Below are 24649 nucleotides of genomic sequence, written 5' to 3'. Positions count from 1 at the left end.
ATTCAATAGTATACCAACCAGTAATCTAAACCATTTTCTTTTATGAAATTTGTAGTGAAAAATTCTGAATAGAAACAACGCCGATCAGGTATTATTGTCAGCCTTATCTACTCAACTCATTGTCGCCTTCTATGATCCCAACGGAAACGCTACAGATTGTTCGGGCAGTTGCCCATTTTCGTAACTTTACGGCGGCCGCCAGGCATCTGCATAAAGTGCCCTCAGCAATCAGCTATACCGTTCGGAAACTGGAAGACCGCCTGGGCGTACAGCTGTTTCTGCGTGATAGCAAACGCGTTGAATTGACACCTGCCGGTGTACACTTTATCGAACATACCGATAAACTGCTTGCCGACCTGGAGGAGCTTGAAAACAGCACACGACAACTGGCTACCGGATGGGAGAAGGAGCTGCGTATCGCCCTGGATAACGTGGTCAATCAGGGCAAGGTCTACGACCTGGTCAATGATCTGCAGGAAGTTCGACCGGAAACCGAGCTGGTGATCAACACCGAAGTCTATAACGGTTCCTGGGACTCCCTGTTTCATGGCCGCTGTCAGATTGTGATTGGTGCCCCCCAGGATATCCCGGAAGCCATTCTCAACCAGGATCGTTTTGCCTGGCGCTCAATGGGTAATATGACCTGGGACTTTGTGGTTGCGCCAAACCACCCCCTGGCCGGGCAAAATGAACCTCTTTCCATGGCAGAGCTTCAGGGGCACCGCTCCATCTGTATCCAGGATACCTCGCGGTTTTTCCGTCATGGCTACAACCTGCTGCTGGAAAACCAGCAGGTGCTTCTGGTACCCAGTTTCAGAGCCGCTATTGAATGCCTGCTAAGAGGACTGGGGGCCACTATTCTGCCCAACCACTTTGCCAGACCCTATATCGAAGCAGGCTTGCTGGTTCGCAAAGAAGTGCCAGACCTGCACTATAACGACGGCTGTCTGCTGGCCTGGAACCAGGAAAACATGGGGCAGGGCCTGAAGTGGGTTCTTGACTGGCTGGGCTCTGAGGCATGGCTGAATAAAGTCTGGCTGCAGTACGATGAACGGATGCCAATGGGCTATCACGTCCCCTGAATGGTGTCACCCGCAAAAAGTCAGTAATACTGGCGGAGTTGTTAGACAATCTGCTGCAAAATCAATGATATAAATGACTGACATTGACTTGCAGGGGAGTACCGCCATGGAATCGATCAGGCCATTTTTCGGTCAGCAGAAGTTAACCATACAGGACCTGAGCCAGGATATGGTTGGCCTGCACAGTATGGATAGTATAGATAACCCGCTGGGCTGCCATGAGAGCACACTGGTGCAGATTGAGATGTACAGCCGGATGATCTGCTACGGCTTCAATAACCCATTCCCTCATTCACGTCTGCACCTTGCTTTCGCACTTCTCAGCATTAAAAGCCTGTTGCATCAGATCAGTCTTGCCGAGCTGGTGATGGGTTCTGCCGAGATTAAAGAGACACCGGTCAAACAGGTACGCCCGGATATCCAGCATATGGAAAAGCTTGAAAAGCTGTTGGACTGTCCGATGATTGCCGGCAGTCTGCCAACGCTGAGAGAAGCACTTCGGTTTGTCCACAGCAGGGACCAACAGGAAATTTACAACATTCTCAGGCGTAAGCTGAAAGGAGAAGGTTAAATCCAAATGGGGGCACTTGCCCCCTTGACTACCGACTTAACGTGCCGCAACCACTTTCACACCACAATCATTCTCAACAGGCAGGCTTGCGTCCATTGCCGTCAACAACGAACCCGTGCTATTCAACAGGCGGAACTGGTTAAACAGCAGATCATAACGGGCATTGATTTCACTCTGACGGGCAGATGTGTACTCATTCTGACTGTCCAGCAGATCAATGAGCGTACGGTTACCAATCAGGAACTGTTTGTCATAAAGCTCTCTGGATTTGCTCGCCTGAACCACATGCTCTTCCAGCGGCCGCAAACGCCGGGATCCATAATCAATCGCCACCCAGGCCAGACGAATCTCTTCCTCCACCTGACGACGAGCCCGGTTGCGCACTTCCATCGCCTCATTCACCAGTTTGCTGGTCTGGCTGCGGCGAGCCTTATCACCACCGCCGTTGTAGAGGTTATACGTCATATTCAGTTTAGCTACATGGCTATAGGTATCCCCTTTGCCACCATTGGCATCGGTATCCCAGTTGGCCCCCACCTCCAGCTCCAGGCGGGGCATAAAGGCACTCTTACTCGCTTCATATTGAGCTTCGGCCGCCTGCACATCTGCGCTGGCCAATTTCATCACCGGATGAATTTCTGTGCCCAGCTTTAACGCTGCCTCCAGAGAAGCCGGTGTACCTGCTGGCACTTCAGGCAACGTATAAGAAGCCGGGAGATTACCCACCAGACGCTGGTATTGTGTTTTTACATCACGAAGTACAGACTCGGCACTGATCTCATTGGCCCTGGCCAGCACCAGACGACTCTGAGCCTGAGCCACATCGGCCTCATTACTGCGGCCTTTGCGCCCCTGTTTTTCAATCAGTTCAACAACACGTTCATGCTCAGCAGAATTGGCCTGCATCAGCTCAACAATGGACTGCTGACGCATGACATTGATATAGGCCTGGGTCACCTGCAGTGCCGTATTACCGGCGACTGAGCACACCTCCTGGGCAGCGGACGCTTGCCTCGCCTTCTGACGATCCACCTCACTGTCAACCGCAAAACCATCAAACAACATTTGACGTGCAATCAGGGAGGCATCCCGGCGGGTTCTGTCCTGGTCTTTACTGTCAGCATCGCCCGCATTAAACGCACCAATCGTTGTACTGTTACGGCTGTTCTCATAACCAATCCCAGCCGTAAGATCCACACTGGGCAGATACCCGGCCTTAGCCTGGGTAATTTCATCCTTACGGGCATCCGCTTCGGTAGTACGGATCAGAATTTCCGGATTGGTCGCCAGCGTCTGGTTGATGGAATCCAGCAGGGTATCTGCCCGGGTATTGGCGGTTAACACTGCGGCAGACAACAGTGATACTTTTAAAAACGTCGGAAACATCCTTTTTTCGCTCCTTTTTCTGATTCGAACTGTGGTTAGTTTCTATTTTGTCTTTAAACAATCAGCTGGCCGTTGTTAATCAGCTGTTGAAGTACATCATTGCCATCAATACTGCCGGACTCATTCAGGTCATTCCAGCCCGTGGTGTTGTCAAAAACAATGGTGAGTTTGTCTCCATCACCATCAAGGGTATCTGCTGTAAACTCGATAAATGCCTTGCCGTTTTGGTAAGTTGCAGAAATTCCCTTCGCCTGAAGAGTCTCTGGATTAACAATTTCCTTAACACCAAAATCAACAAGACCAGAAAGATCCAGAACATCCGCATCACTGTTGTCGCTCAGGGGGTCGCCCAAAACAAAATCGGTGATGGTATCCATCTGCACAGTTTCTCCATCCAGCAAGTCTGCAATTTTGAAAATAAACAGATCAGAGCCATCACCGCCAGCCAGTGTATCGTTTCCTTCACCCCCATCGATAAAGTCCTTACCTGCACCACCATTAATCGTGTCGGCCCCCTCATCACCACTGAGTATATCGTTTCCACCATTTCCATTTATGGTGTCATTACCAGCAACGCCATTAATGGCGTCGTTGTTTTCATCACCATCCAATGTCTCAGCACCTCGAGTACCTGTTTCACGACTCCCCGGAAGAACATCCGGAAAAATAGTGTAGTTAAGATCAAGCACGCTTTCCGAACTGGTATCACCATCTTGATCCTGCGCAACCGCCGTAAAGGTCAGAGACACATTTCCAACAAAATCGGGTGCTGGTTGTAACTCCAGGTTGGCAAGAGTCCAGTCACTAATATCGATGGAAGTGGAATCTTCCATAGCAGTGAACGAACGAGTCCCATCCGTTAGGGTAACGCCCACAGGAATATCTGAAACAGTAAGAATCAGAATATCATTGTCGTTTGCTTTCTCTGCGGTGATATTAAGAGGAATACTGGAAATTTTTTGGTAACCGACCGTCTCAACCCGGATATTGTCAATGATTGCACCAGTGGTATCAGCTCCATCACGATCGGCAGCTAATATCTCGAAACGGGTATTTTCACCGGTAGCCACAAAATAAAAGGTGTGTGTCTTAAGATCAAAGAGATTTCCCGGAGTAATGGTCGTAATCTTAGTCTGTTTAGTGACATTGCCGTTTGAATCCAGATCAGAGACCAGGACGTCTATAGCAGACTCAAAGCCGCCTTCGAACTCACGTGCTGCATGGTCGAAGGTGAACTGAAATACTTCACCAGATATAGTCTCGATATCTGCAAATATATTGTAATCCCCGGGATCGGCTTTCAACTCCAAAACATGGTTTTTATCACTTTCTCCTCCATAAAAATTTTCTCTACCAATTTCCAGATCACCTCCTGCATTGTCTGTCTGATAGCCTAAAGAGTCAGCTGCGACATCAATACGATACCCTACCTCTGGAACCGGAACCTGAAAGTCAGTGTACAGGCTGGTACCTCTGGTATTTGCATTAATACTGGGAGCTTCAGGTGTCAATTTGACTATAGACGTCACCGGATCACTGTTATCATCTCCATCGCTAACCTCCCAGGTGATGGTCCGGTCACCGGTGTCGGGGTTTTCACTGCGATTCTCGTAGGTCACCTTTTCCAGCAACTGTTCGAACTCCTCCGTGGTCACCGTCCCGGCCTGTTTCGCACTGATGGTCAGGGTGCCAGCATCAAAGCGAATCTCAACCTTGTCCACCAGTGCACCGGCCTCCAGGCTCAGCAGGTCTTCACCCGTCTGGTAGTTGCCACTGATGGTGACGGTGGCACTTTCGAGGTGCGTGTCATCTACATCGCTCAGGGCCAGGGTGCTGTCGATGACCCTTGCGCCATCGTTCTCGGTGTATTGCAGCAGGCTGGTTTCCTGTGCCGTGCCAGTCATCAGGATGGGACGGTCATTGGCCGCCGTGACCTCAATGGTCGACGTCACCGCCGTACTGTCAGCCGTGCCATCATTCACCACCCAGCTGATGGTCCGGTTTGCCGTGTTCGGGTCTTCGCTGCTGTTGCTGTATTTCACCTGCTCCAGCAACTGTTCGAACTCCTCCGTGGTCACCGTCCCGGCCTGTTTCGCGCTGATGGTCAGGGTGCCCGTGTCGGCGTCAAAGCTGATCCCTACCTTGTCCGCCAGTGCACCGGCTTCCAGGCTCAGCAGGTCTTCACCCGTCTGGTAGTTGCCACTGATGGTGACGGTGGCACTTTCGAGGTGCGTGTCATCTACATCGCTCAGGGCCAGGGTGCTGTCGATGACACTTGCGCCATCGTTCTCGGTGTATTGCAGCAGGCTGGTTTCCTGTGCCGTGCCAGTCATCAGGATGGGACGGTCATTGGCCGCCGTGATCTCAATGGTCGACGTCACCGCCGTACTGTCAGCCGTGCCATCATTCACCACCCAGCTGATGGTCCGGTTTGCCGTGTTCGGGTCTTCGCTGCTGTTGCTGTATTTCACCTGCTCCAGCAACTGTTCGAACTCCTCCGTGGTCACCGTCCCGGCCTGTTTCGCGCTGATGGTCAGGGTGCCCGTGTCGGCGTCAAAGCTGATCCCTACCTTGTCCGCCAGTGCACCGGCTTCCAGGCTCAGCAGGTCTTCACCCGTCTGGTAGTTGCCACTGATGGTGACGGTGGCACTTTCGAGGTGCGTGTCATCTACATCGCTCAGGGCCAGGGTGCTGTCGATGACCCTTGCGCCATCGTTCTCGGTGTAGGCCAGCTTGCTCGGGCCTTCGTTCACTGTGCCGCTGTTGGTCTGCAGGACCGGTTTGTCATTACCCGCAGTGACCTCAATGGTCGACGTCACCACCGTACTATCAGCCGTGCCATCATTCACCACCCAGCTGATGGTCCGGTCCCCGGTGTTCGGATTGTCGCTGAGGTTCTCGTAAGTCACCTTTTCCAGTAACTGTTCAAACTCCGCCCTGGTCACCGTCCCGGCGTGTTTTGCGCTGATGGTCAGGGTGCCAGCATCAAAGCGAATCTCAACCTTGTCCACCAGTGCACCGGCCTCCAGGCTCAGCAGGTCTTCACCCGACCGGTAGTTGCCACTGATGGTGACGGTGGCACTTTCGAGGTGCGTGTCATCCACATCGCTCAGGGTCAGGGTGCTGTCGATGACCCTTGCGCCATCGTTCTCGGTGTATTGCAGCAGGCTGGTTTCCTGTGCCGTACCAGTCATCAGGATGGGACGGTCATTGGCCGCCGTGACCTCAATGGTCGACGTCACCGCCGTACTATCAGCCGTGCCATCATTCACCACCCAGCTGATGGTCCGGTTTGCCGTGTTCGGGTCTTCGCTGCTGTTGCTGTATTTCACCTGCTCCAGTAACTGCTCAAACTCCGCCGTGGTCACCGTCCCGGCCTGTTTCGCACTGATGGTCAGGGTGCCCGTGTCGGCGTCAAAGCTGATCCCTACCTTGTCCGCCAGTGCACCGGCTTCCAGGCTCAGCAGGTCTTCGCCCGACTGGTAGTTGCCACTGATGGTGACGGTGGCACTTTCGAGATGCGTGTCATCTACATCGCTCAGGGCCAGGGTGCTGTCGATGACCCTTGCGCCATCGTTCTCGGTGTATTGCAGCAGGCTGGTTTCCTGTGCCGTGCCAGTCATCAGGATGGGACGGTCATTGGCCGCCGTGATCTCAATGGTCGACGTCACCGCCGTACTGTCAGCCGTGCCATCATTCACCACCCAGCTGATGGTCCGGTTTGCCGTGTTCGGGTCTTCGCTGCTGTTGCTGTATTTCACCTGCTCCAGCAACTGTTCGAACTCCTCCGTGGTCACCGTCCCGGCCTGTTTCGCGCTGATGGTCAGGGTGCCCGTGTCGGCGTCAAAGCTGATCCCTACCTTGTCCGCCAGTGCACCGGCTTCCAGGCTCAGCAGGTCTTCACCCGTCTGGTAGTTGCCACTGATGGTGACGGTGGCACTTTCGAGGTGCGTGTCATCTACATCGCTCAGGGCCAGGGTGCTGTCGATGACACTTGCGCCGTCGTTCTCGGTGTAGGCCAGCTTGCTCGGGTCTTCGTTCACTGTGCCGCTGTTGGTCTGCAGGACCGGTTTGTCATTACCCGCAGTGACCTCAATGGTCGACGTCACCACCGTACTATCAGCCGTGCCATCATTCACCACCCAGCTGATGGTCCGGTCCCCGGTGTTCGGATTGTCGCTGAGGTTCTCGTAAGTCACCTTTTCCAGTAACTGTTCAAACTCCGCCCTGGTCACCGTCCCGGCGTGTTTTGCGCTGATGGTCAGGGTGCCAGCATCAAAGCGAATCTCAACCTTGTCCACCAGTGCACCGGCCTCCAGGCTCAGCAGGTCTTCACCCGACCGGTAGTTGCCACTGATGGTGACGGTGGCACTTTCGAGGTGCGTGTCATCCACATCGCTCAGGGTCAGGGTGCTGTCGATGACCCTTGCGCCATCGTTCTCGGTGTATTGCAGCAGGCTGGTTTCCTGTGCCGTACCAGTCATCAGGATGGGACGGTCATTGGCCGCCGTGACCTCAATGGTCGACGTCACCGCCGTACTATCAGCCGTGCCATCATTCACCACCCAGCTGATGGTCCGGTTTGCCGTGTTCGGGTCTTCGCTGCTGTTGCTGTATTTCACCTGCTCCAGTAACTGCTCAAACTCCGCCGTGGTCACCGTCCCGGCCTGTTTCGCACTGATGGTCAGGGTGCCCGTGTCGGCGTCAAAGCTGATCCCTACCTTGTCCGCCAGTGCACCGGCTTCCAGGCTCAGCAGGTCTTCACCCGTCTGGTAGTTGCCACTGATGGTGACGGTGGCACTTTCGAGGTGCGTGTCATCTACATCGCTCAGGGCCAGGGTGCTGTCGATGACACTTGCGCCATCGTTCTCGGTGTATTGCAGCAGGCTGGTTTCCTGTGCCGTGCCAGTCATCAGGATGGGACGGTCATTGGCCGCCGTGATCTCAATGGTCGACGTCACCGCCGTACTGTCAGCCGTGCCATCATTCACCACCCAGCTGATGGTCCGGTTTGCCGTGTTCGGGTCTTCGCTGCTGTTGCTGTATTTCACCTGCTCCAGCAACTGTTCGAACTCCTCCGTGGTCACCGTCCCGGCCTGTTTCGCGCTGATGGTCAGGGTGCCCGTGTCGGCGTCAAAGCTGATCCCTACCTTGTCCGCCAGTGCACCGGCTTCCAGGCTCAGCAGGTCTTCACCCGTCTGGTAGTTGCCACTGATGGTGACGGTGGCACTTTCGAGGTGCGTGTCATCTACATCGCTCAGGGCCAGGGTGCTGTCGATGACCCTTGCGCCATCGTTCTCGGTGTAGGCCAGCTTGCTCGGGCCTTCGTTCACTGTGCCGCTGTTGGTCTGCAGGACCGGTTTGTCATTACCCGCAGTGACCTCAATGGTCGACGTCACCACCGTACTATCAGCCGTGCCATCATTCACCACCCAGCTGATGGTCCGGTCCCCGGTGTTCGGATTGTCGCTGAGGTTCTCGTAAGTCACCTTTTCCAGTAACTGTTCAAACTCCGCCCTGGTCACCGTCCCGGCGTGTTTTGCGCTGATGGTCAGGGTGCCAGCATCAAAGCGGATCTCAACCTTGTCCGCCAGTGCACCAGCTTCCAGGCTCAGCAGGTCTTCACCCGTCTGGTAGTTGCCACTGATGGTGACGGTGGCACTTTCGAGGTGCGTGTCATCTACATCGCTCAGGGCCAGGGTGCTGTCGATGACCCTTGCGCCATCGTTCTCGGTGTATTGCAGCAGGCTGGTTTCCTGTGCCGTGCCAGTCATCAGGATGGGACGGTCATTGGCCGCCGTGACCTCAATGGTCGACGTCACCGCCGTACTGTCAGCCGTGCCATCATTCACCACCCAGCTGATGGTCCGGTTTGCCGTGTTCGGGTCTTCGCTGCTGTTGCTGTATTTCACCTGCTCCAGCAACTGTTCGAACTCCTCCGTGGTCACCGTCCCGGCCTGTTTCGCGCTGATGGTCAGGGTGCCCGTGTCGGCGTCAAAGCTGATCCCTACCTTGTCCGCCAGTGCACCGGCTTCCAGGCTCAGCAGGTCTTCACCCGTCTGGTAGTTGCCACTGATGGTGACGGTGGCACTTTCGAGGTGCGTGTCATCTACATCGCTCAGGGCCAGGGTGCTGTCGATGACACTTGCGCCATCGTTCTCGGTGTATTGCAGCAGGCTGGTTTCCTGTGCCGTGCCAGTCATCAGGATGGGACGGTCATTGGCCGCCGTGATCTCAATGGTCGACGTCACCGCCGTACTGTCAGCCGTGCCATCATTCACCACCCAGCTGATGGTCCGGTTTGCCGTGTTCGGGTCTTCGCTGCTGTTGCTGTATTTCACCTGCTCCAGCAACTGTTCGAACTCCTCCGTGGTCACCGTCCCGGCCTGTTTCGCGCTGATGGTCAGGGTGCCCGTGTCGGCGTCAAAGCTGATCCCTACCTTGTCCGCCAGTGCACCGGCTTCCAGGCTCAGCAGGTCTTCACCCGTCTGGTAGTTGCCACTGATGGTGACGGTGGCACTTTCGAGGTGCGTGTCATCTACATCGCTCAGGGCCAGGGTGCTGTCGATGACCCTTGCGCCATCGTTCTCGGTGTAGGCCAGCTTGCTCGGGCCTTCGTTCACTGTGCCGCTGTTGGTCTGCAGGACCGGTTTGTCATTACCCGCAGTGACCTCAATGGTCGACGTCACCACCGTACTATCAGCCGTGCCATCATTCACCACCCAGCTGATGGTCCGGTCCCCGGTGTTCGGATTGTCGCTGAGGTTCTCGTAAGTCACCTTTTCCAGTAACTGTTCAAACTCCGCCCTGGTCACCGTCCCGGCGTGTTTTGCGCTGATGGTCAGGGTGCCAGCATCAAAGCGAATCTCAACCTTGTCCACCAGTGCACCGGCCTCCAGGCTCAGCAGGTCTTCACCCGACCGGTAGTTGCCACTGATGGTGACGGTGGCACTTTCGAGGTGCGTGTCATCCACATCGCTCAGGGTCAGGGTGCTGTCGATGACCCTTGCGCCATCGTTCTCGGTGTATTGCAGCAGGCTGGTTTCCTGTGCCGTACCAGTCATCAGGATGGGACGGTCATTGGCCGCCGTGACCTCAATGGTCGACGTCACCGCCGTACTATCAGCCGTGCCATCATTCACCACCCAGCTGATGGTCCGGTTTGCCGTGTTCGGGTCTTCGCTGCTGTTGCTGTATTTCACCTGCTCCAGTAACTGCTCAAACTCCGCCGTGGTCACCGTCCCGGCCTGTTTCGCACTGATGGTCAGGGTGCCCGTGTCGGCGTCAAAGCTGATCCCTACCTTGTCCGCCAGTGCACCGGCTTCCAGGCTCAGCAGGTCTTCGCCCGACTGGTAGTTGCCACTGATGGTGACGGTGGCACTTTCGAGATGCGTGTCATCTACATCGCTCAGGGCCAGGGTGCTGTCGATGACCCTTGCGCCATCGTTCTCGGTGTATTGCAGCAGGCTGGTTTCCTGTGCCGTGCCAGTCATCAGGATGGGACGGTCATTGGCCGCCGTGATCTCAATGGTCGACGTCACCGCCGTACTGTCAGCCGTGCCATCATTCACCACCCAGCTGATGGTCCGGTTTGCCGTGTTCGGGTCTTCGCTGCTGTTGCTGTATTTCACCTGCTCCAGCAACTGTTCGAACTCCTCCGTGGTCACCGTCCCGGCCTGTTTCGCGCTGATGGTCAGGGTGCCCGTGTCGGCGTCAAAGCTGATCCCTACCTTGTCCGCCAGTGCACCGGCTTCCAGGCTCAGCAGGTCTTCACCCGTCTGGTAGTTGCCACTGATGGTGACGGTGGCACTTTCGAGGTGCGTGTCATCTACATCGCTCAGGGCCAGGGTGCTGTCGATGACACTTGCGCCGTCGTTCTCGGTGTAGGCCAGCTTGCTCGGGTCTTCGTTCACTGTGCCGCTGTTGGTCTGCAGGACCGGTTTGTCATTACCCGCAGTGACCTCAATGGTCGACGTCACCACCGTACTATCAGCCGTGCCATCATTCACCACCCAGCTGATGGTCCGGTCCCCGGTGTTCGGATTGTCGCTGAGGTTCTCGTAAGTCACCTTTTCCAGTAACTGTTCAAACTCCGCCCTGGTCACCGTCCCGGCGTGTTTTGCGCTGATGGTCAGGGTGCCAGCATCAAAGCGAATCTCAACCTTGTCCACCAGTGCACCGGCCTCCAGGCTCAGCAGGTCTTCACCCGTCTGGTAGTTGCCACTGATGGTGACGGTGGCACTTTCGAGGTGCGTGTCATCCACATCACTCAGGGTCAGGGTGCTATCGATGACCCTTGCGCCATCGTTCTCGGTGTAGGCCAGCTTGCTCGGGCCTTCGTTCGCTGAGCCACTATCGGTCAGCAGGACTGGTTTGTCATTTAAACCTGATATCTGAAAAATAATCTCAGCAGAATCAGAGCCTCCTCTTCCATCACTAACGGTATATGTAAAGACCTCATTACCAACATCATCAGTTCCTAAAGCACTTGCGCTATCTTGGTTGACGATATAGTCATAACTACCATCTGCATTTACAATCAACGTTCCATATGTACCAACCATAGGCTGACCAACTACCCCCTCTACGCCACCTACGCTAATACCGGTTACGAAAAGAATGTCGCCATCGGAGTCAATATCATTGGAATTAATTACACCGTTCAGACGATTAACCGATAGCGCTCCACCTTCACTCAAAGACCTAATATCATCTGCGGCTTGTGGGGCATCATTTTCATCAAGGCTCAATAACTCATTGCCAGTAAAATCTGTACTATCTTCTATCGCTGCTTCAGGCTCAAAAGTATCAAAACCAGCCTCCGGATCCACCTGAATACCGCTGAGATCGAGAATAGTCTGGCTGCCAAAACCTGAATTAACCTGACTATCCGGCTGGCCTGTTGCAGGTAGAGGAGTATCCGGGACTGGCGGAAGTTCAAACTGCTCCGCTTCTATTTCTATTTCTGCATCGTCTGGCAGAAAATTCTGATAGAAGGCGGTAAAGCTGAACTCATCGTTATTGCTCAGCTCAAGTACCTGGCCATCAAACAGGTCGATATGAATAAAACCGTCGGCTCCGGTTATGACTGTTTCGTTTGGGTAGACGACATCACCAGCCTGAAGTACACGACGATTTCCTTCAGGGGTAATGGCCTCGACCTTGCCAATGGCAAAGTGAATGGATCCGGCAGATTTGCTGGCAGTAGCTTCCTGAATAGTGTCCACGACTGGCTCCTTTTTATTGTTACCGGGCAACTCCGGCCCTGTGTCAGTTGTTATTATCAGATCAAAATTTTTATCGTTCACTGAAGGCCAGCTGTCTGGCTCTCAACACCGGCTTTAACAGGTACTCAAGGAGTGTTTTCTTGCCGGTTAAAATATCTACTGAGGCAACCATTCCGACGATAACGGGGCGGCTGTTATCACCTTCATTGCCCAGGTGGCTCTTGTCGGTTTTGATTCTCGCCAGATAAAAGCTTTCGCCCTGTTCATCCGTGATGGTGTCGGCACTGATATGGGTCAGTTCTCCATCAAGACCGCCGTGGATAGTAAAGTCATAGGCGGTAAAGCGAACCGTGGCTTTCTGACCCGGGTGCAGAAATGCAATATCCTGTGGCCGGATTCTGGCTTCTACCTCCAGAGTGTCGTCTACGGGGATAAGTTCCATCATCACCATACCCGGCTGGACAACACCGCCTTCGGTGTTGACAAGAATCTGCTTTACCACGCCTTTCATTGGTGCCTTGACCCGGGTACGTTCCACCTGGTCACTGACGGCGGTTTCTTTTGCGGTTAGTTCATGCAATTGGGCAAGGGTTTTGTTTAACTCTACTCGCGCTTTATTGACGAAGTTCAGCTGTGCTTCATTAATTCGTTGTTGTGTCTCTTCCTGTTGTGCAGCGATCCGCTCCAGATTTTTCTCGGCAATGATTTTTTCACCCCGGGTATCACTGACCTGTCGTTCAAGACGGAGCACTTCGACTCTGGACACTGCGCCTTCTGCAGACAGATCACGGGCAAGCTGGAGTTCCTCATCCAGTAACGCAAAACGGCGTGTCAGCATCTCCCGCTGCGCTTTTGTCTCAAGTGCCTGTTTCTTCTGCTGGGTCAGCTGTTGTTGATAAACACCAATACTACTGGCCAGTTCCAGCTGGCGATGATGAAAGAGTTCCTTCTCCCGGTCGGCAAGCACCGGCACGTTTGCTGTCAGCAACTCAGGCATGACCGGCTCTCCGCCTTCCACTTCTGCCAACAAACGAGCCCTTCTGGCCATCAATGCATGACGGTTGGCCAGCTGGCCCTGGCGGGTAGAGGTAAACCGGGTGTCGTCCATCACCATCAGCACCTGCCCCTGTTCCACCAGTTCACCTTCAGAAACCAGAATATCATCAACAATACCACCCTCCATATTCTGGACATTCTGCACCTGGCTGGAAGGAATCACTTTGCCTTCTCCACGGGTAATCTCATCCAGCTCACACCAGCCTGCCCAGAGGATAAAAGTCAGAAGACAGAGGGCAACTGTCATGATCAATGGACGGCTTCCCCGGGTGATTTTATTGATTTCCGCCTCGCTGGCAGCATGCCAGCCAGAGCCTTGATGGTTGGTGAGGTCACTCATTTCAAGTCACAACCTCCTCTGCGGTCTTCGGTGCAGAGTGTTGAGCCTTGTTCGCCCCCCTTAACACATCATTAGTACTGCCACTGACACTGATTTTTCCCTGATCAAGCACCACAATATGATCCATCGCATCCAGCAGATTCATTTTGTGTGTCACCAGTATGACGGTGGTCTCTTTCAGTTCCAGAAGTAGCTGGCGAAAACGTGCCTCTGCCTGTGAGTCCATGGCACTGGAAGGTTCATCCATAATAATGGCCAGCGGGTTTGTCACCAGAGCCCGTGCCAGGCCAACAGCCTGAGCCTGACCACCGGACAGATGCCGTCCGCCCTCACCCACCATAAAATCCAGGCCTGCACTGCCTGCCTGGATTATGTCCTGCAAACCGGACAGCTCCAGTGCTCGCACAATATCGCTGTCGCTGATCCCTTCACGGTGCATAGTGATGTTGTCACGTAATGAGGCGTTAAACAGTTCTGTGCGTTGCCCAACATAGCCTACGTGACGACGGAACCAGTTCGGATCAATCTGACGAAGATCCACACCATCGACACCAATCAACCCTTTGCCAGGCTCCCGGAGCCCCATCAGCAGTTGCAGGAAAGTGCTTTTTCCAGAACCCATCCGCCCGAGAACGGCCAGCCTGGTTCCCGCCGGAATCTGCAGATTTATATCACTCAGCAGGTCAGGAGCATTCGGGTAGGCAAACGACATATTATTAATATAAAAATGCCCTTGAAACCTATCAGGCCGGAGCAGTTTGCGCTCCTCTGGATACTCCTGGGGAAGGTTCATGATCTGCCCGGTATGATCCAGTGCCTGCACTGTTTTTTCATACTGGTTCAATAAACCAATCACCTGTGAGACAGGGGCAGCACAGCGACCGGAAATCATCATGATGGCGATTAACCCGCCCATGGAAAGATCACCCACACTGATGAGGTAAACACCGGATATAACCAGTGCAACGGTGTTCAGCTGAAGCATTAATGTGGTGACCTGGCCGGTAATGGTCTGCAGATGACGTATTTTAAGCGAGGCATCGGCAACCTCGCGGTTCATTTGGCTCCACTGCTTCTGATGCTGGCTTTCAACATTACAGCTCTTCACCGAAATCAGCCCGAGTAACAGCTCCATTAAAAAGTTCTGCCGCTGGGCTGAGGCCCCCTGCTGCCGGGCAATAACGGACTGAAGAGGCCTGTTCAGCAGCCAGGCCACAGTCAGGGCAATACCAATGCAAACAATCGGAATGATGATCAGCCAGCCACCCAGCCAGACCACCAGCCCAAGAAACAGCACAACAAACGGCAAATCGATGAACGCCATGACCGTTGTCGAGGTAATAAAAGAGCGAACGCTGTCAAACTCGGCCAGCTGATTGATAAGATTACCAGCACTGCCGGGGCGACTGGATAGCTTCAGCCCTAACAGGCGATCCATCAGGCGTGAAGACAGGGTGAGATCAACCTGTCGTCCAGCCAGGTCAATATAGCGGGATCGGATCAGTCGAATAACGGCCTCAAAAAAGAACGCAAGGACAACGCCGGTTGCCAGCATCCACAGGGTTTCAAATGCCTGGTTAGGAACAACCCTGTCGTATACATTCATAACAAACAGAGGGGATACCAGGGCAAAGAGATTAACCAGCAAACTGGCCAGCAGCACATCTCTGTAAACACGCCAATAAGGTGCAAGGGCATGCCAGAACCATGGGTAGAGAGAAGCCTGCTTATGGTTATAAGTGGTTTCTTTGTTGGTTGTATGCACTTTAATTCTTGTCGTTAGTTGAAACGTGGCTACTGCTGGATGTCGGGTAATCTACGGCTCTGGGCACGGCAAATTATCCGTTGTACTAAAAAATCCGGTTTTGGCATTATCAGTGGATCCAAGCAACCTTAGCCAATCCGTAAAAAATGTGAATTCGTGCACATTTTTACCATTTTATAAGTATTATTACCACTCGAACTCACTTAACCCGGAAAAGTTAGCCGATTGAGATCAGCAGAGTTTTTCTGTGGCGGAAGGAATAATTAAAACTTATGGATGATAAGCAAAAGACAGGCAGTAATACTTTTATGACGGGTGCGGCCAGAACTCCATGATCAGTTCGGAGGCTCGCTCTTCTTCAATCGGGCCAACAACATCGATAGTCGGGTGACAGCATTTAAAAATCTCATGGCAATCTATATCAATAGACTGTCCTGATAGTTGCTGGAGTGTTTTGCCACTGCAACCAAAGACGACTTTAGAGATACCTGCCCAGTAAATAGCGCCAGAACACATGGCGCAGGGCTCAGAATTTGTGAACAGAGTGCACTGTTCCAGCTCATGCTGAGAGAGTATCTGGTGAGCCCTGGAAATCAGATTCATCACTGAATGCCGGGTCACATCATTATCGGCAATGGACGTGTTTCCCGCTTCTATGACTACACGACCTTCCTGAGCAAGCAGTGCTGAAAATGGCAGCTGGCCATGATCAGCACTTTGCCTTGCCAGTTCTATGCTGTGTAACAGCAAAGATGAATACTCATTCATACAACATGACTCATGTTTAACAGCAACTGTAAACCAGCAGTGTAGACTGTATAAAACTGTCGTGCAGGTTAATTTTCATGCATTCATGCCTGTTCACATGAGATTGTAGGATTCATACTTTTCAATCAGTCTGGCAAGAAAATTAATTTGAAAAATTAAGTTTTCTGACTTTTGGACAAGCAAATTTACTGATAGTTCAATTTATATCCTGATACCTTTTCCTTTCATTAAATCCGTTGTCAGGTTAGCGGCCCACTTAAATAGTTAACCAAATAAAACATATTTTATGACCACATGATCAGTCACTCCCGGCAACTGCTCCTGCGCTCGCTCCTGCACCCATGCAGTCGTGCGGCGTTAGAACTCTGCGGGAGGCTGACCGAGAGTAGACTGCCCTACTACTTAAAGATCCTCAGCCCATGGCATTTCCGGCAGAGCATCCAGGTTCGTGTTATACCGCTGTTCATTGAACGCCGTCTGATGATTAACCACATCCAGCAGCTCAACACACAAGGCGCAGGCGATGTACTGAATGGCTTCTTCCCGCTCAACGCCTTCCAGCATCAGCCTCATCAGGGTCTCTTTTACCCTTGGTGGGTTATTTTCTGCCAGCTGGTTTTCAACTATTTCGATGATGGCTTCACCACTCATCAAATCGTCACTATCGATCATTACCATACACCCTGGAATTTTATAGAAAGCCTGCATTCTATCGAGAGTGGCATTTGAATGCTCACTATAGATAGAAAATGAACAATGTCGTTTACTGGTCTACGTAGCAAAAGGGCAGCTTATCGCCCAATGGCACTGACTTAAGGGTGAAAGCCTTGTCATACGTGGGCTTTAAGGCACCCGGCGATTGGAACCACAAAGCACACAAAGAGCACAAAGGAAAAGAAAAGCTCTTCTTAGTGCTCTTTGTGTGCTTTGTGGTTCCAATTCAAATCTCTAAACCCGTATCAATCCCCATGTTTGCGGGGCTTTTAAGCTTAAGTCAGTGCCATTGGCTTATCGCCCCATTCTTCTTCCACAAAATAGACTTGCACCGTCTTCGAATAAAGAGTACCAATGTCGGACAAAATTTTGGCAAACAGGAGGAAGCCTGTGTACAAAGTTTACGGAGATGCCCAGTCCGGCAACTGCTACAAGATCAAGCTGCTGATGAGCCACCTGGATATTGACTGTGAGTGGGAACACACCAATATTCTGGGTGGCGGAACGCATACCGATGAGTTTCTGGCCATGAACCCCAATGGCAAGATTCCGGTCATGGCATTACCCGACGGGAATTACCTGTGGGAGTCCAATGCCATTCTGAACTATCTGGCTGACGGCACTGACTATCTCCCTTCAGACCCTTTCCTCAGGGCAAAAGTTCTCCAGTGGCAGTTTTTTGAGCAATACAGTCACGAGCCTTATATTGCAACGGCCAGGTTTATCGTGAAATTCCTTGGCAGACCGAAAAAGCATGAGGCTGCTCTGCAGGCCAAGAAAGCCAGTGGCTACAAGGCACTACAGGTAATGGAGACGCACCTGGAGCATCATGACTGGCTGGTTGGTGACCAGATGACCATCGCTGATATCAGCCTGTATGGCTACACCCATATTGCACCGGAGGGCGGGTATGGTCTGACCGATTTTCCTTTTATCATGGCCTGGCTTAAACGGGTCAGGGAACATCCAAAGCATGTGAAAATAGGGTAATGGCTTTAACCCTCAGCAAAGCATGTATAAAGGTAACGGATACTGCTAGACTCCCCGCTCAGCACTTTTTACCTAACGCTGAGGTTAACAATGGGGTTTCTTGATCGGGTTCAGGCTGCCATGGAGAACAACAACACACTGCTGTGCGTTGGCCTTGACCCTTCACCCGAGCGCTTTCCTGCCGCTATTCAGGCGATGGACAAGCCCATCTTTGCATTCAATAAAGCCATCATTGATGCAACTGCCGACCTGGTCTGCTGTTATAAGCCCCAGGCGGCCTATTATCATGCCCATGGTGCTGAAGATCAGCTGGCCATGACCATTGATTACATTCGTACTCAATATCCGGCTATCCCGGTCATTCTCGACTCCAAGCGTGGTGATATTGGCAGCACTGCCAGCCAGTACGCCATTGAAGCCTTTGAGCGTTATCAGGCCGATGCGGTGACCGTAAACCCCTATATGGGGATTGACACCATAGAGCCATTCTCAGGCTATGCCGATAAGGGAACGGTGGTTCTGTGCCGCACCTCAAACCCCGGTGCCGCAGCTATTCAGAACCTGTCGGTCCGTCAGGCCAATGGTGAGTCGGCCATGCTGTATGAAGTGATTGCCCGGATGTGTCAGGAGCAGTGGAATAAGCATAACAATATCCTGCTGGTTGTTGGTGCCACAAACCCAACGGAGCTAAAGCGTATTCGGGACATTACCGGAGATATGACGTTCCTGGTGCCGGGCCTTGGTGCTCAGGGTGGCGATGTGGAAGCAACCGTTAAAAATGGCCTGAACAGCAAAGGCCAGGGAATTATTGTGAACTCATCCCGTGGCATTATTTATGCCAGTGGTGGCGATGACTTTGCTGAAGCCGCAAGAAACGCAGCGGTGGCATTACGGGATCAGGTAAACCTCTATAGATAACCCATGCTGATGGCTATTAACGAGAGTCGTTAATAGCCATCGGTAATTTAGCAAAAATATTCTCACGTCGGCATGAACACCACGATCAGATTGATGTCTCTTTCATGGGTAACTTCTTTAAATTTGCCTGACAAGGTAGTTCCATGATGGACCGATCGTCGCCAACACCCTTCCCTGTTGACCACTCAACCGCTTTTCCTGATCGCCAACCCTTGACAGGCAAGCAATCGGAAGTAACAGCACTAAACAAGAGTTTGAGAAGAGAAGAGCCGGAAAAAATGCTCCCGGATGGTCAGACCAGGGGAGGCCATTATCAATTAAAATCTTTAGCGTCTTGGCGAGCATCCCGGCATACAGATCCGCAAGTATCAGTCCGTCAGAAACCATCGACAACAACTCCTGCAGCTGAAGATTCAGCGGAAAAAGTCAAAGACAAAAGATTATTTTTTGAAGGAAAAATAGCAGAACAACAGATCCAGACATGTCAACCCAGGCCGTATAGTTCCCCTCACTTATCAAATCAACACTGTCAACCGGCAAAAGTCAGTGCCGAAAGCCAGAGCATGAAAGACCTTCGTCATTATAGTGATCACGCTTGTGCGCCATGGGAGCAAGAGCTCAAGACCATTGACCAAAACCCCACAACATCAGCGATCACACACCAGCCAACAGAACCATCGGCCAAAACGCCTGAAGAGGTGAAGCAAGAGTTACAAAACGTGATTGATGATCTTCATGGATACCTTGTGCAATTGGGTGTCAGGCCGGAGGGTGAGTGATCAGGATATAAATCTGTGTCTTGTTTTATTTTTTCAAGTCAGATGCAAAAGACCCGGTTACCACGCTTACGCAGGAACCGGGTCAGGGATGGAAAACTACCTGCTTATTGTTGTGGTTGTTGTTGTGGTTTCACGCGGATGCGCTCCTGCCATTGCAGATAAATGCCGGTGGCCAGGTTTTCATCCTCGGTCATAATCACGGGTTTGTTGCTGACGGCGGTATTGGTGGCAATGACCACGTCACCGGTTGCAGCCAGACGGTCTAAGATCAGATCAGAGTCATCAACCGGGAAGTCAATGGTCAGCACCCCGCCGCTAATGCTCCAGTCCATGGCATTGTCAGTATCACCGTCCATCACCACCGTTGTATTACCAAAAGCAAATTCAACGATCATTGGATCAGCGTCATCGGTGGTACTGTCATCGTCAACGTAATACCAGGTTTTACCGGTCAGCTGCGCCGCAGTCCAGCCCGCATTGGTGAAGGGCGCTTTTGACCAGGCAATCAGATCACCGGAATCAATGGGAACGGCAAAGGCATTCTCTTGAGAGACATAAAGGAACTGATCGGTTTCTTCTCCTTCATCATCAGTAGTCGTCAGCCGGTCACCATCCACAGAGAATGGAAAGCAAACATTAGATCCGTTATCAGCCTTCTGGCAGGCCTGGCTCCCAAAGAGAGAAGCCTCAAGAACACCTTCGTCACCAAACTCCACTTCGTTCAGACTCGCTATAAAGCGGTAGTCAGTGTCAGAGCTGCCGAGCAAAAAGCTGTTCAGGCCACTCTCCGTTACTTCAGGCAGATAGTTCTGCTGGATGTTGAAGTACAGACTGCTCATCTCCGCTTCGAGGGCATCATGGGCATAGGCTATCACGCCAAGAATCTGGTCTTCCTGGGTTGAGCCGAAAATATCAAAATCGACGTAACAGCTGTCTGCATCCTCGCCATCCCAGAATTGGGTGGCAACACTCAACGGATCAGTCAGGTCACTTTGAGCAATCTCAAATCTGCTAAACAGGTTTTTGACCCGGGTTTCACAAGTGCCGCTGGTAGGCAGGCCATCAAAATACAGATCGATATCAAGATCTCCATTATCAGACCCAGGCAAGCCCAAAGACACGGAAACCTCACCTAATTCATAGCTGTTACCATTTTTCCGGTAGTACTGGAAATCACCATTTTCTTCCGGCATGGCGCTGGTCAGCTGGATTCTGGCTTCTGCGTTGGCCTTGTTTTTAAACCAGGTCAGTGCTTCGGTTCCTTCACCTGTTTCAAAGTACTGTACCAACGTACCGTTATCGGAGGAATCAGTGGATGCAAAACTGTCATCGAGCAATGAAAGCTCAGCTGTTGAATTATCAGACCAGGTTATCTTTATCTTGCCAGACTCAACTCTGTAACTCCCGGCTATGGGTGGCGTATCCGTACACGTCGTGCGATTGGCAGCGGTGCGAGTATTCAGGTAGGCCATGCCACCGGCAAACTGCAACGTGTCACACCATACACGAGTGTAGTCGTTTGTATTATCACCATCACCATCATCGGAACCTCGCTCAATCTGGTACCAGACTGTGTCTTCAAGCGGGTGTGAGCCTATACCTTCTAGAATGGTCAAATTGAACTCGGCTGCAATAGTATCAACATGTACGCCATCACCAGCACTGACCAAAAATGACAATGGGTTATTTACAGTGTTGACTGTAGGGGTGCCGCTGAAGACCAGCTGGTTATTGTCGTAGTCAATTTGCAGTCCGGCAATATTCTCATTGACAGTAATGGTCAATTCATCGCCGTCATCATCGGTAAAAAGCCCGACAATAGAGACAGTTTGATTAGCCTCGATACCTTGTTGCAGCCCAAGGTCGTTGATCACAGCCTGGATAGAATTTTTTTCATCATCATCTACCATGGGCGGCGTATTGGGTGCGATAACGTTCAGGTCAAAAACAGCAGGATAGGAGCGAACGCCTTCGGTATCCTTGGCATATACATAGATTGTGTAAGTGCCTGCGGCAGGCTTTTTTCCAGTAATAGAGCCAGAGTTTTCGTCAATTTCAAGGTTAGAACCTGACTCCGGAACAATCTTCAATTCGTATTTCAAATCCGAGTCGTTGTCTTCTTTATCTTGGAACCAGTCTGCCACCGATAATGAGAATGACTCACCAAAATCAATTTCCTGAGCTCCGCTGCTCGCATTCCCGGTTACGGTTGGAAGACTGTTTGGCGTTGAAGTCACCCTACCATCATTAGCAACTAAAATAACCGGTTTGAAATCGTCAATATCGGTAGAGTCGATGGCGTTCTGCGCATCTTCCGACACCTCTTTAACAATCGCCAGCTTCTCTGTTAGTGTCAGGTCGGAATCTTTGGCATCTTCCTCATACAGGATCTCAGCAATAATATTGATTGCCTTCCCTTTATCATCGCCGCTCTTTTTTGCTGCAACAAAATCCCCAAATACATCCTCAGCGGTGACACCAGTCAAACCAACAAGCTCTTCAATTACTTTATTTTTAGCTTCATCTACTGTTAAAGAATCATCCTCTTCCAGTTGCTCTACTACCAGATTGGTCAACGGGCTGACAACGGTCTCACCGGCGGGTGCTTTTAATTCGAGAGGACGTTCAACAGGGCCCTGGTCTTCATCAATCGTTTTACCGACTATGGTTTTAATACAAATGGTACTGTCCTGATACTCGATGGGGATATTCACGAGACCGCCATCACCGGTTTCCAGCCCCAAATCCAGTTCACAACCATCATTAAGGTCGTTATTAGCATCTACCCACACATCGGCATTTTTCAAATACCCGTCCATCGCGGTAATACTGAATGTACTGGCACTGGATCCTGTGCCTGAAGAGCTGCCGCCCCCACCACAACCGGTTAATACCAGGGCCGACGCCACTGCCGTTGCCAGCGCAGCAAGATTCCTTTTTATTGTTAACAATTTAATCCTAATGGTTATTTCGTTATTATTTATTTGCCACTACATTCTCTTTTTAAATGACGAATGTCGTCAAGTGTGTTCTGCAACTTTCATAAGCCCTGTAGTGATAATAAAGTATTTATTGAAGGGTTCTGAATCATTCAATCTGCTTCAGGACGAACGAAGTTTGGTGACTCCAAAATGTGGAAATGATTCAAGACGATTCCTAAGCAGCTTCATGCTGCCTGCTTTTCTGCACTTTTTTCCTGACCCTGGGTTTAACCATGGGTTCAACCTTTCTTTGCTTCTCATACAGGAATTTCAATACTTCGGAACGCAGTCGTGTATATTCCGGATCCTGTGCCAGCTCCAACCGGCCCCGGGGTCTTTCCAGGTTGATCTCGAGAATCTCGCCCACCGTTGCAGCGGGGCCATTGCTCATCATCACAATACGGTCGGATAACAGAACCGCTTCGTCTACGTCATGGGTGATCATGATGACGGTGTTATTCAGCTCCTGCTGGATTTCCATCAGAGAGTCCTGCATATGGGCGCGGGTCAGGGCATCCAGGGCACCAAAGGGTTCGTCCATCAACAGGATGTCCGGCTGCATGGCCAGTGCCCTGGCAATACCCACCCGCTGTTTCATGCCGCCACTGATTTCATCCGGGCGTTTATGCATGGCATGATCCATATGCACCAGCTGAAGGTTATGCTCAATCCATTCCTTGATCTCTGCCTTGCCTTTGGTACGGCCAAACACCTGTTTCACCGCCAGTTCAACATTTTGGTAAGCGGTCAGCCAGGGCAGGAGTGAGTGGTTCTGAAAAACCACCGCCCGGTCCGGGCCGGGCTCGGACACCTCCCGGCCATTTAAAATCACACCACCACTGCTGGCCTGCAGAAGTCCTGCGACAATATTCAATACCGTTGATTTACCGCAGCCTGAATGGCCAATCAGCGAGACAAACTCCCCTTTGGCGATTTTCAGGTCAACCCCTTTGAGTGCGGTAAAAGGGCCTTTCGGTGTATCAAACACCATATCGATATGACTGATATCCAGCAGTGTGCTCATGAGCAGGGTTCCCTTTATTAATGAGTGGCTTTGCTTTTATCCCAGGAGGCAAAACGCTGGATGGCCAGCATGGCACGATCAAGGCCAAAGCCAATCACACCAATGACGATCACGGCAACCATAATGCGTGCCAGCGAATTTGAGCTGCCATTTTGAAACTCATCCCAGACAAATTTGCCCAGTCCGGGATTTTGAGCCAGCATTTCTGCCGCAATCAGCACCATCCAGGCTACTCCGAGGGAGAGTCGCATGCCGGTAAAAATCATCGGTACCGATGCGGGCAGTACAATTTTCTGAACGTGTTTCAGGGCAGGCAGTCGCAATACACGACTGACGTTTATCAAGTCACGGTCCAGGGAAGAGACACCCACCGACGTGTTAATCACCATGGGCCATAGACAGCAGAGCATCACGGTGATCATCGAATTTAAAAAAGACTTGGCTACCAGAGGATCAGGGCTGATGTAGAGCGCACTGACAACCATGGTCACCAGCGGCAGCCAAGCCAGGGGTGAAACCGGTTTGAATATCTGAATGATCGGGTTCACTGCCGCATTCAGGGTTTTATTAAGACCGATGGCGATACCCAGGGGTATGGCAACCAGGGCTGCCAGCAGAAAACCGCTCATTACGGTGACCAGGCTGGTAACGATCTGATCAAGAAAGGTTTCCTTGCCGGTATAGGCCCGGATTTTTGGCACATAGTCAGGGTCTTTGGCGACACGGGCAGCATTGCGTTTTTCCTGCCGCTGATAGAAGGCTTCTGCCTTTTCCCGTTCGGTGACATGCTCCTGGTAGAGAGAGCCAAACTGCTCCCACACTGCTGCTGGCCCGGGAAATTTGCCCAGCGAAGTATCAATATTGCGTGCAGCGCCAGACCAGATCAGCAGAAAGACAACGATGCCAATAATAGGCATCAGTACCGTGCTGAACACTTTACCGGGATTCACCGTAATGCCCAGCCCGGCAAGAAAAGACAACGGTGATGACTTGCTCTCATTGACCGACTGACTGACAACCGAGGCATCCGTCATAATCCACTCTCCTT

15 protein-coding genes are annotated in these 24649 nt (G+C 51.9%); 5 read left to right on the top strand and 10 right to left on the bottom strand.

The features are described 5' to 3' along the window. Positions 1 to 131: 131 nt before the first annotated feature. Together O3276_RS16110 and O3276_RS16105 are read left to right on the top strand one after the other, a co-directional pair. Positions 132 to 1082 carry a LysR substrate-binding domain-containing protein gene (locus O3276_RS16110; RefSeq protein WP_269672242.1) on the top strand — a complete coding sequence of 317 codons (951 nt, stop codon included), beginning with the start codon at positions 132 to 134 and terminating at the stop codon, positions 1080 to 1082. A gap of 73 nt (positions 1083 to 1155) precedes the next feature. Beyond that, positions 1156 to 1653, top strand: a complete 498-nt coding sequence (locus O3276_RS16105; RefSeq protein WP_163370482.1) for a hypothetical protein — start codon at positions 1156 to 1158, stop codon at positions 1651 to 1653. Positions 1654 to 1689: 36 nt separating this feature from the next. Here the strand turns inward: O3276_RS16105 and O3276_RS16100 are convergent, their stop codons facing one another. From O3276_RS16100 to O3276_RS16075, 6 genes are all read right to left on the bottom strand, one after another. After that, positions 1690 to 3039 (bottom strand): TolC family outer membrane protein, encoded by a 1350-nt coding sequence (locus tag O3276_RS16100; RefSeq protein WP_269672241.1) that lies wholly within the window; start codon positions 3037 to 3039, stop codon positions 1690 to 1692. A 53-nt stretch (positions 3040 to 3092) separates the two neighbouring features. Further along, the gene (locus tag O3276_RS16095) at positions 3093 to 12347 is read right to left on the bottom strand and encodes a cadherin-like domain-containing protein (protein WP_269672240.1); all 9255 of its coding nucleotides are present in this window, start codon (positions 12345 to 12347) and stop codon (positions 3093 to 3095) included. Further along, positions 12337 to 13662 (bottom strand): HlyD family type I secretion periplasmic adaptor subunit, encoded by a 1326-nt coding sequence (locus O3276_RS16090; protein WP_269672239.1) that lies wholly within the window; start codon positions 13660 to 13662, stop codon positions 12337 to 12339. Before O3276_RS16090 ends, O3276_RS16095 begins: the two co-directional genes overlap by 11 nt. A gap of 1 nt (position 13663) precedes the next feature. Further along, a complete protein-coding gene (locus tag O3276_RS16085; RefSeq protein ID WP_269672238.1) occupies positions 13664 to 15427 on the bottom strand; it encodes a type I secretion system permease/ATPase in 1764 nt (587 codons plus the stop codon). Between the two features lie 306 nt (positions 15428 to 15733). Further along, positions 15734 to 16195 (bottom strand): nucleoside deaminase, encoded by a 462-nt coding sequence (locus O3276_RS16080; RefSeq protein ID WP_269672237.1) that lies wholly within the window; start codon positions 16193 to 16195, stop codon positions 15734 to 15736. A 402-nt stretch (positions 16196 to 16597) separates the two neighbouring features. Then, positions 16598 to 16867, bottom strand: a complete 270-nt coding sequence (locus O3276_RS16075) for a hypothetical protein (protein WP_206679410.1) — start codon at positions 16865 to 16867, stop codon at positions 16598 to 16600. Between the two features lie 432 nt (positions 16868 to 17299). Here O3276_RS16075 and O3276_RS16070 point away from each other — a divergent pair, with 432 nt between their 5' ends. Beyond that, positions 17300 to 17899, top strand: coding sequence for a glutathione S-transferase family protein (locus O3276_RS16070; protein ID WP_269672236.1), 600 nt, complete (start codon positions 17300 to 17302; stop codon positions 17897 to 17899). A 90-nt stretch (positions 17900 to 17989) separates the two neighbouring features. Then, the gene (gene pyrF, locus O3276_RS16065; protein WP_269672235.1) at positions 17990 to 18817 is read left to right on the top strand and encodes an orotidine-5'-phosphate decarboxylase; all 828 of its coding nucleotides are present in this window, start codon (positions 17990 to 17992) and stop codon (positions 18815 to 18817) included. A gap of 117 nt (positions 18818 to 18934) precedes the next feature. Here the strand turns inward: pyrF and O3276_RS16060 are convergent, their stop codons facing one another. Beyond that, entirely contained in the window at positions 18935 to 19204 is a 270-nt protein-coding gene (locus O3276_RS16060) for a hypothetical protein (protein WP_269672234.1), read from the bottom strand. A gap of 176 nt (positions 19205 to 19380) precedes the next feature. Here O3276_RS16060 and O3276_RS16055 point away from each other — a divergent pair, with 176 nt between their 5' ends. Then, positions 19381 to 19596, top strand: a complete 216-nt coding sequence (locus tag O3276_RS16055) for a hypothetical protein (protein ID WP_269672233.1) — start codon at positions 19381 to 19383, stop codon at positions 19594 to 19596. A 104-nt stretch (positions 19597 to 19700) separates the two neighbouring features. On the opposite strand, the gene O3276_RS16050 is transcribed toward O3276_RS16055, so the two are convergent. The 3 genes from O3276_RS16050 to O3276_RS16040 form a co-directional block, all read right to left on the bottom strand. After that, positions 19701 to 22547, bottom strand: coding sequence for a putative Ig domain-containing protein (locus tag O3276_RS16050; RefSeq protein ID WP_269672232.1), 2847 nt, complete (start codon positions 22545 to 22547; stop codon positions 19701 to 19703). Positions 22548 to 22752: 205 nt separating this feature from the next. Further along, complete coding sequence (locus O3276_RS16045) at positions 22753 to 23601, bottom strand: ABC transporter ATP-binding protein (protein ID WP_269672231.1); 849 nt, start codon at positions 23599 to 23601, stop codon at positions 22753 to 22755. Positions 23602 to 23618: 17 nt separating this feature from the next. Next, the gene (locus O3276_RS16040; RefSeq protein ID WP_269672230.1) at positions 23619 to 24635 is read right to left on the bottom strand and encodes an ABC transporter permease; all 1017 of its coding nucleotides are present in this window, start codon (positions 24633 to 24635) and stop codon (positions 23619 to 23621) included. Between the last annotated feature and the right edge of the window lie 14 nt (positions 24636 to 24649).

The organism is Endozoicomonas sp. GU-1 (genome assembly GCF_027366395.1).
Lineage (GTDB): Bacteria > Pseudomonadota > Gammaproteobacteria > Pseudomonadales > Endozoicomonadaceae > Endozoicomonas.
The sequence above is the reverse complement of the archived record's forward strand: the minus strand, read 5'-3'. Positions and strand labels throughout refer to the sequence as shown.

Coding starts and splice junctions, on each gene's coding strand:
- O3276_RS16055 (WP_269672233.1), top strand. CDS start 19,381: ATGAAAGACCTTCGTCATTATAGTGATCACGCTTGTGCGCCATGGGAG.
- pyrF (WP_269672235.1), top strand. CDS start 17,990: ATGGGGTTTCTTGATCGGGTTCAGGCTGCCATGGAGAACAACAACACA.
- O3276_RS16105 (WP_163370482.1), top strand. CDS start 1,156: ATGACTGACATTGACTTGCAGGGGAGTACCGCCATGGAATCGATCAGG.
- O3276_RS16040 (WP_269672230.1), bottom strand. CDS start 24,635: ATGACGGATGCCTCGGTTGTCAGTCAGTCGGTCAATGAGAGCAAGTCA.
- O3276_RS16075 (WP_206679410.1), bottom strand. CDS start 16,867: ATGATCGATAGTGACGATTTGATGAGTGGTGAAGCCATCATCGAAATA.
- O3276_RS16060 (WP_269672234.1), bottom strand. CDS start 19,204: ATGGTTTCTGACGGACTGATACTTGCGGATCTGTATGCCGGGATGCTC.
- O3276_RS16110 (WP_269672242.1), top strand. CDS start 132: ATGATCCCAACGGAAACGCTACAGATTGTTCGGGCAGTTGCCCATTTT.
- O3276_RS16100 (WP_269672241.1), bottom strand. CDS start 3,039: ATGTTTCCGACGTTTTTAAAAGTATCACTGTTGTCTGCCGCAGTGTTA.
- O3276_RS16080 (WP_269672237.1), bottom strand. CDS start 16,195: ATGAATGAGTATTCATCTTTGCTGTTACACAGCATAGAACTGGCAAGG.
- O3276_RS16045 (WP_269672231.1), bottom strand. CDS start 23,601: ATGAGCACACTGCTGGATATCAGTCATATCGATATGGTGTTTGATACA.
- O3276_RS16090 (WP_269672239.1), bottom strand. CDS start 13,662: ATGAGTGACCTCACCAACCATCAAGGCTCTGGCTGGCATGCTGCCAGC.